General features: G+C 49.4%; 3 protein-coding genes. All 3 read left to right on the top strand.

Annotated features, from left to right (window positions below):
* The first annotated feature begins 1,042 nt into the window (after window positions 1-1,042).
* Entirely contained in the window at window positions 1,043-2,485 is a 1,443-nt protein-coding gene (locus tag ACEW8P_RS23150) for a sulfatase (RefSeq protein WP_373515438.1), read from the top strand.
* A 103-nt stretch (window positions 2,486-2,588) separates the two neighbouring features.
* Window positions 2,589-4,055, top strand: coding sequence for a hypothetical protein (locus ACEW8P_RS23145; RefSeq protein ID WP_373515437.1), 1,467 nt, complete (start codon window positions 2,589-2,591; stop codon window positions 4,053-4,055).
* Between the two features lie 324 nt (window positions 4,056-4,379).
* Window positions 4,380-4,693: RNA polymerase sigma factor (locus tag ACEW8P_RS23140; protein WP_373515436.1), on the top strand; the 314-nt coding region annotated here is incomplete at its 3' end.

Below are 4,693 nucleotides of genomic sequence, written 5' to 3'. Positions count from 1 at the left end.
GGCCAGGCTGACCCATAAATCTAAGAAATGCCGGAAGTGAGATTCAGTCTTGGGCTAAATTGAACGTAAGGCGGCGAAATAGTTTGTATTCCCCAGCCCTCCCGGTCCCCCAGCCTCGGGCCATATGAGCGCGCCTTCCTAATACCCAGGGTCTGGCTGATCCCCGGGTGGGAAAATACAAAGTTCAATCCGAAAGGATTTGAGAAGCCGAGCTCTGCCTGCCCAACCACCACCGGTCAGGGGTTGTGCGCCCATGGTAGATGCCCCGCTTCGTATCGTCTGATCAGGCCGGACGCCCCTTATCAAAACTTCTAGACGCGGTATAGGCGACGTACATTTGGAGGCTACCCAAGTGTTTCACGAGCGGAAAGTTCTGGTCCCAGGGCAAGCCAGTAAGCTTTTACATTTTTCAAACGTCCGTTTGTATAATGTAAAATCAAATTGATGAGCGCATGCCGTTTGTAGTGGTTATGGAAAATCCCCATTCTCATATTAGATAATTTCACATTGGGTAAAGATCACAGCCAAAGTCAATTTATAGAGGTGAGAATAAGTCTGCTTTAAAATTTTGCGACCATTGTCAAGTTCAAAATGGCCGACGACTCGCAGATCATGCAACAGACCAAGCAAGCCACCCGTGCCGTGATCGACCAATACACCAGGGTGCAATCGATCGTCCGGCACAATGCTGAAATGAAGCTAGGACTGTGAGCAAAAAATATTGTAGCTTAAAAAGTGTATCGCTAAATTGGACAACCCCAATAGACCGTTCTTGACGTAAGTATGAATTAAAATTACTTGGCGCTATTCTTCGCCTTCTGCGGCTTATGCCCATTTTCTAAAAGCACCCCTCGAAGCCGATCCTTTTAAGTAGTTCAAAACGATTGGCCTCTTTGTTTGTCAATGTTGTCACACTTCTTTTAGAATAATGAATTTTTTTAACAAGACCTGTTTTTGCTCTCTTTTGCTATTACCATTGTCCGCAGTCTTCTCTTGTCTAAACAACCCAAAGAAAATCAGCGCAACCACCTCCGCCGATCACTTGCGCCCTAATATCCTCTTTGTCATCTCAGACGACCAGTCCTATCCCCATGCCTCGGCATACGGATTTAAGGCCGTTAGGACGCCCGCCTTTAACCGCGTGGCGCGGGAAGGAATTTTGTTTACCAATGCCTTTTCGGCCTCGCCAGGTTGCAGTCCGTCGCGGGCAGCCATCCTGACGGGCATGAACTGCTGGCAGGTGCAGGAGGCGGGTACCCACGCCAGTACTTTCCCCGCCGACTTAACGACCTACACCGGTTTACTGGAACGCGCAGGCTACCACGTCGGTATGACGCAAAAAGGTTGGGGACCCGGCAAAGTTGTGGGGCGCGATAATAACCCTGCCGGAAAAGCGTACAACAAGCGCAGGCTCGAATCGCCGCAAAACATCAACGACAACGACTATGCCGCCAACTTTGAGGATTTCCTGGCCGACCGGACAGAAGGTCAGCCGTTCTGCTTCTGGTTCGGGGCCGCTGAGCCCCACCGCCGCTACCCGACGGGCATCGGCGTAGAAAGCGGCATGAAACTTGGCGACGTGAAAGTACCCGGATTTCTGCCCGACGTCCCCGAAGTGAAAAGCGACATGCTCGATTACCTTTACGAAATTCAGTGGCAGGACAACCACCTCGACCGGATGGTCAAATCGTTGGAAGCCATGGGGGAACTGGAAAACACACTGATCGTCGTGACCTCCGACAACGGCATGCCCTTTCCCCGTGCCAAGGCTAACTGCTATGAATACGGCATTCACATGCCGCTGGCCATCCGCTGGGGTGAAAAAATCAAGGGTGGACGAACCGTGGACGATCTTGTAAGTCTGGTGGACATGGCCCCGACCTTCCTGGCGGCGGCAGGCGTGGACGCGCCGGAAATCATCGGCATGGCGGGTAAGAATCTGATGAGAGTTCTAACTAGTGAAAAGTCAGGCACGATTGATAGGGAACGCTCGGCGGTATACGCTTCGAGAGAACGCCACTCTTCCTCGCGCTGGAACAACCTGGGCTACCCTCAACGCGCCATGCGTACAGCGGACCATCTATACATCTGGAACATTCATCCAGAACGCTGGCCTGCCGGTGACCCGCAAAAGTTTGAGGAAGATGGCAGCCTCGGTCCCGTGCACGGCGGCTACCATGACATCAACGAATTCGACGAGTCAGTGCTGAACCTGCGCCGCGACGACCCGGCTATTAGCAACTACTTTCACATGGCGGTAGATAAACGACCAGAGGTGGAGTTGTACGACATTAGAAAAGATCCTTACTGCTTGAAAAATTTAGCTAACGAAACTGCCTACCAGTCGACGCGGGAGAACTTAGGAAACCAGTTGTTGGCTTATCTCAAAAAAACCAACGATCCACGCCTGGGGCCGGAAGGTGAAAAAACGTACGAAAATTACAAGCGGTACAGCCCAATTCGGACTTTCCCAGAACTTAAGTAACATGAAAGAACATCTTTCTACCAGTAAATCAGTACCCAAATGGATGCGCTAGAGGAGAGTCGGCCATCAGTAGACATTTATGAAATTTTATAGTAGTTCACTAATGAAGTTTTTGACCAATTACTGGGACGTGTCCGTCAAGCAAGCCATCGCATTCATTATCAGTGCCGTGATAAGCCTTGGCTTGCCCTTGGCTATGGCACAGGTGGAGAATGGTATTATTGAGACGGTAGCTGGTTCAACCAAATCATCCAGAGTGCGTATAGCCGCCGGGGACAACGGGGAGTTTCATATGGTCTGGTTGAAGCCAATTGTTTATGCGGGCGACAGCATTCAAACCGGCTGCATCTTGTATAGCCGTTTCCGTAATGGCCAGTGGGATAAGCCCCTTGCTGTGACCGATACAAGCGCCAACAGCATTCCCATTCACTTTCCCGAAATAGCAGCCGACAAGTTCGGTAATGCGTATGTTGTTTGGGTAAATCAGGAGCGGAATAGAACTTACTTCGCCAAAGTCTCGCAGGAGGGGAAAACAACAGTAGAAAAGCCAATCCCAACTAGAAATAGCACTCGAGCCGACGTAGTGGTCGATGCCCTCGACACTCTCCGCATCATGTGGCGGGAAAAGGGAGGAGGCGAGAAAAATTACTTTTATTCCCGATCGATCAACAGTTCCGACTGGGATAGGAAAACCGTCATTCCACGGGAAGAAGGCGGACAGCGACGCCCGTCCATAACCGCTGATCATAATGGAAATGTGCATTTTAACTATCGTTGGATGACTGGTGGCCCCTCCGACCGCAACATTTCGGGTCGTATTTACAATGGCTTTACCGGACAATGGTCCAACAATGTCTATTTGACAAAGCTACAGTCGAAACCGTGGGGCCCCGAAGGTTTCTTTGGGGCTACTGGCGACAGCCATCTCGTTTGGTACGAAGGCAATGGCGAAGATAACTCTATGTGCTATCGCGACGAGACGGGGAAGGATTTTTTTCTAAAAGGTCATGCGGGGGGCGAAGACAGTTACCCACCATCAGGTGTAAAACTGGCAAATGGAAAAGTAATCCTCATCAGCAGTACTGACGAAAAATATGCCCGGCCTAACGCACGCGGCAATGTTTACTATTGGTATGTGGAGAATGGTCGAATGGCGAGTCCCGTCCCGATTGATCACACCTCCACAGCCCAGGGTTGGGGGCAAATCGCATCGGGCGAGCGCCACACGATGATCGTTTGGGTAGCCGATGAGGTAATCAAGTATCGGTTGCTGGATATTGGCACCGGGCTAGTGACGAGAGGTGTATTTAATATCACCAGACCGCAGGAAGCACAGCGATTCAAAGAAGAAGAATCCATCCCGATTCAGTATGTGTATCGGGAATTTAACCAGCAGCCCGATGTTGTGGAGGTGTTGCTAAATGGAAAATTGATCGAAACCGTCAAAGCGGGTTATCAGCCCTCTAATGCAAAAGTCGCCGAAATCGGGACACATACTTTGAGCGTAACCGCGAAGTTCAAGGGCAAACAGACTCTGACCCGGTCTACAAAAATTATTGTAGAAAAGTGATAAGGAGCGCGGTAGCGATAATAGAATAAAGACCAAAGCGGTGTAGCAATGTAGACATCGGCATGTTTAAGAATACCATAGCAGCTTTGCCAGTGGAAAGCATCGGCTGCTGAATGATAGGAGTGCGGGGCAGCCAACACCGCAAAATACTTTTCCCTCTTTATTGGGAGTCTCTTATTCCTGTACTACGAAAAAACTGCGTACGACAGCAATTCAATTCGGGCGGTTAAATGGTTCATTGGCTAAAATAAGTACACATCAAACTACTTGCCAAAGTCATTATTTTTCTTAAATTTGTCTAATTGAAAAGTAATTTGACTTATTTTGATTACCTCTCTCAAAACCGACGACCAACTCTGGCAAGACATAATTTCGGGCGATGAGTCAGCATTTTCGGCATTGTTCGAGCGACACCAGCCTGCATTAGTTGGCTATGGCAGATCATTGCTGGGTCATCGTGAAAAGGTGCAGGACTGTGTGCAGGATGTATTTGTAAATTTATGGTTGTATCGTAAGTCACTCAATCCATCAGTTGTGGCGAAAGCTTATTTGATTTCCTGTGTCCGCAAGCGAATCGTACGGATGCACGAACGTGACCATATCTTCCAAAAGTCCTCTCATCTGGACGATTTAGTGGA

The organism is Persicitalea sp. (assembly GCF_041751555.1).
Classification (GTDB): domain Bacteria; phylum Bacteroidota; class Bacteroidia; order Cytophagales; family Spirosomataceae; genus Persicitalea.
The sequence above is the reverse complement of the archived record's forward strand: the minus strand, read 5'-3'. Positions and strand labels throughout refer to the sequence as shown.